Below are 2,906 nucleotides of genomic sequence, written 5' to 3'. Positions count from 1 at the left end.
CCCTCGCCACCCTCGCCCTCATCCGCCGCCGCCGCCGCGCCTGAGGCCAACCCGGCGCGGCGGGGGTTTTCCTGCCGCACGGGCCGCGCTTGGCTTTTCTCGTCGGAAAGAACAGGATAAGAACGACGGCGCAACCCAAGGCCGCGCCGATGCCAGACACCCCAAAACCGCCGCCCGCGCCGAAAAAAAAGATTTACGACGGCCCGACCAATTTCTTCGGGCGGGTGTTTGAGGAGCACCAGGATTTCTCCGGGCTGACGTTTCCTGAGGCCATGGATTTCAGCGGCGCGACGTTCGAACAGGGCTCGGTTTTCAACGGCGCGACGTTCCAACGGGACGCGTATTTCAGGGGCGCGAAGTTCGAATTAATCGTCGAGTTCTGCGGCGCGAGGTTCGGCGGTGACGCCGACTTTGAACATGCGACGTTCGACGGCAACGCCAGCTTCGAACGCGCAAAGTTCGCGAGCACGCCGAGCTTTATAAACGCGGAACTGAAATCCCGAACGAGGTTCGACGCCGCCACTTTCGCGGAGACGCCGCCCGATTTCGCCGGCGCCAAGCTGCACGAAGGCACGACCTGGTTCGGCGTAACATGGCCGCCGGCGCCGAAGACCATTGCGGCGGCAGAATACGCCGTCAGCGCCTACGAACGCCTGAAGCTCGAAATGGACCGGCTCAAAAAACACGCGGACGAGCTGGATTTTTTCGCCCTGGAACTCTAAGTCCGCCGCGTCCTTGCCGGCCAATGGTCCTCGCTCATCGGCTGGGCGATCTGGCTTTATGGCGGCTCGAGCGATTACGGGCGGAGTGTCGGCTTGCCGCTGTTTGTGCTGCTCGCAACGATCCTCGCCGGCGCCGATGCCTTTTGGGGCCAAGCCGGCCTCGGCTACGCCCGCGCCCTCGGCCTCAGCGCCGCCAGCACCCTCGGCGTGTTCAATTTCCGCCAGGCGTTTTTCGCGGCGGGCGACCTCGTCACCCTCCCCGGCTGGCTGCAAGTGCTCTCCGCCGGGGAAACCATCTTCGGCGCGCTGCTGCTGTTTCTCTTGGGCCTTGGTCTGCGCAACACCTTCCGCCTGCGCTAAGCGCTCAGCCAAAGGGCGCGACGCCGATCCAGCGTTGATGGAGATAGAAGGCAAACAGCGCCCAGGCGGCAACGCCTATCACCGCCGCCCCGACATCGCCCGCGAGCCCGCCTGCCGGATAGGCGATCGCCGCCACCCGGTCGCGCCGGCGCGAGACGGCGAAATCCACGATCGCCCAGAAAAGAAACGCGCCGAACAGCAGCAGATCGCGCGGCGTGCCGTTGGCCAATAAATGGCCGAGCGCCCACAGCTTCACCCCCGCCAGCATCGGATGCCCGATCGCCGCTTTGAGGTGATTGCCCGGCACATAGGCCGCGGCGACGAGGATGAAGGCGATCAAGGTAAACAGCGCATTGAGATGGCGCAACGCGAGCGGCGGCGTATAAAGCGGCGCGAACCCGCCGGCGCGCGCAAACCCGAACACGATCAGCAAAAAACCGGCGAGCGACACCGCCGAATGGCCCACCCGCCAACCAACCGGCCCAATGCGCCCTATCACCCGCTCGCGCCAGCGCGGGGCAAAAATCTTCGCCGAATGCGCGCCGAGGAACAGGATCAACCCAAGCGCAAGCGCCCCCATCCCCCGGCCGCTCGCCTCAGCCCCGCGCCCGCCGGCGCACCCCAAGAAGCCCAACCACCCCAGCGCCGAGAAGCGCGAGCGAAGCCGGCTCGGGCACCGTTTGCGTCTCGACGCCGATCTGAAACTCGTTCGCGGTCGCGGTATTGATGCCAGCGGCATTCAAGTCGGAGTATGGTGAAATATAGGCAAAGAAACCAAGCGTGTTGTTGCTTGTGTTGATATAGCCGCAACTGGCATAAAGGCACAAAGTCGAATTGACAAACACTTCGCCCGTGCCGGTGATCGGATTGGGACCAGGCGTAAAAAGCGTGCCGGATGCGGTATCGAGCACGCCATTGACCCCCCAATCAAAGTAGAACCCGAGGCTGTTCGGCTGCCCCGAGAGCGGCACCTCCGCCGCCAATTCCCAAGTACCGCTAGTGTTGCCGGCGATCGGCCCGCTGCCGGTGACCTGATAATCGAGCACCAGCCATTGCGCGCCGTTCGGCTCGTTGACGAGCGTTTGCGTCAGGGTCAGCACGCCACCGTCGAGCGAGGTCGAGCCGGCACCCAATGTCACGTTCTGGGAGAAATTATTGGGCGCATTGATGCCGCTGACGGCGATGGTGCCGCCGATGTCCCACGGCCCCGCCAGCGCTGGGCTCGCCGCGAGACCGCCGAGCAAAGTCGTTACGAGGGCGGCGTGAACGAAATGTCTCATCGTCTTGCGTCCTTCTTCCGTGCTTTTGCGTTGTTCCCCGCCCCGTGCCGCGTGCACCTGAACGTTACGGAACGATAGCACGCAAAATCGTGAGATTGATCACATTTTAACGATGATAACAAAAACGTGAACGCGGCTGACCGGCGTTTTACTGCCCGGCAACGTCTAGCCAAAAATACCCCGCCACCGCCTCGCCCGCGCCCTCGTCATGATGGACCCGCATCGTCACAAGCCTGGCGGCGCAGCGGCGCCGTCAAGAGCGGCGGATGGCCCTCATCGTCGCGGCATTGGGAAATGCCGGCGCGGGAACGCCGCGCCGCTGCCGCCCAAAATCGCGTTTTATAAAGTTATATTTATCATCCTATATTTATAAAAGACTAATTAATTTACGAATACCATCATCTGCCATAAGAATCGACAACAATATCTCGATATATCGGTGCAAGATAAGTGAAGGTGTGCACGTTATGAATAATAACGGGCATAGAATGCTATGTGGATTGTTCAAATTGCGCTCAGGAGACCCTATACATTCGTTGTCTTA

4 protein-coding genes are annotated in these 2,906 nt (G+C 61.9%); 2 read left to right on the top strand and 2 right to left on the bottom strand.

Features of this window, described 5'->3' with window-relative positions; all coding sequences use genetic code 11:
* Positions 1–149: 149 nt before the first annotated feature.
* The gene (locus ACP5M5_RS08575; protein WP_427936707.1) at positions 150–722 is read left to right on the top strand and encodes a pentapeptide repeat-containing protein; all 573 of its coding nucleotides are present in this window, start codon (positions 150–152) and stop codon (positions 720–722) included.
* 93 nt (positions 723–815) lie between these two features.
* Entirely contained in the window at positions 816–1,082 is a 267-nt protein-coding gene (locus ACP5M5_RS08570; RefSeq protein WP_427936705.1) for a hypothetical protein, read from the top strand.
* Between the two features lie 4 nt (positions 1,083–1,086).
* On the opposite strand, the gene ACP5M5_RS08565 is transcribed toward ACP5M5_RS08570, so the two are convergent.
* Together ACP5M5_RS08565 and ACP5M5_RS08560 are read right to left on the bottom strand one after the other, a co-directional pair.
* Positions 1,087–1,662, bottom strand: a complete 576-nt coding sequence (locus ACP5M5_RS08565; protein WP_427936704.1) for an NnrU family protein — start codon at positions 1,660–1,662, stop codon at positions 1,087–1,089.
* A gap of 16 nt (positions 1,663–1,678) precedes the next feature.
* Positions 1,679–2,362: a PEP-CTERM sorting domain-containing protein gene (locus ACP5M5_RS08560; protein ID WP_427936703.1), complete on the bottom strand. Its 684-nt coding sequence runs from the start codon at positions 2,360–2,362 to the stop codon at positions 1,679–1,681.
* Between the last annotated feature and the right edge of the window lie 544 nt (positions 2,363–2,906).

The organism is Acidibrevibacterium sp., assembly GCF_049965395.1.
Taxonomy (GTDB): domain Bacteria; phylum Pseudomonadota; class Alphaproteobacteria; order Acetobacterales; family Acetobacteraceae; genus Acidibrevibacterium; species Acidibrevibacterium fodinaquatile.
Note: the sequence above shows the minus strand (reverse complement) of the source record. Positions and strands in the feature narration are given on the sequence as shown.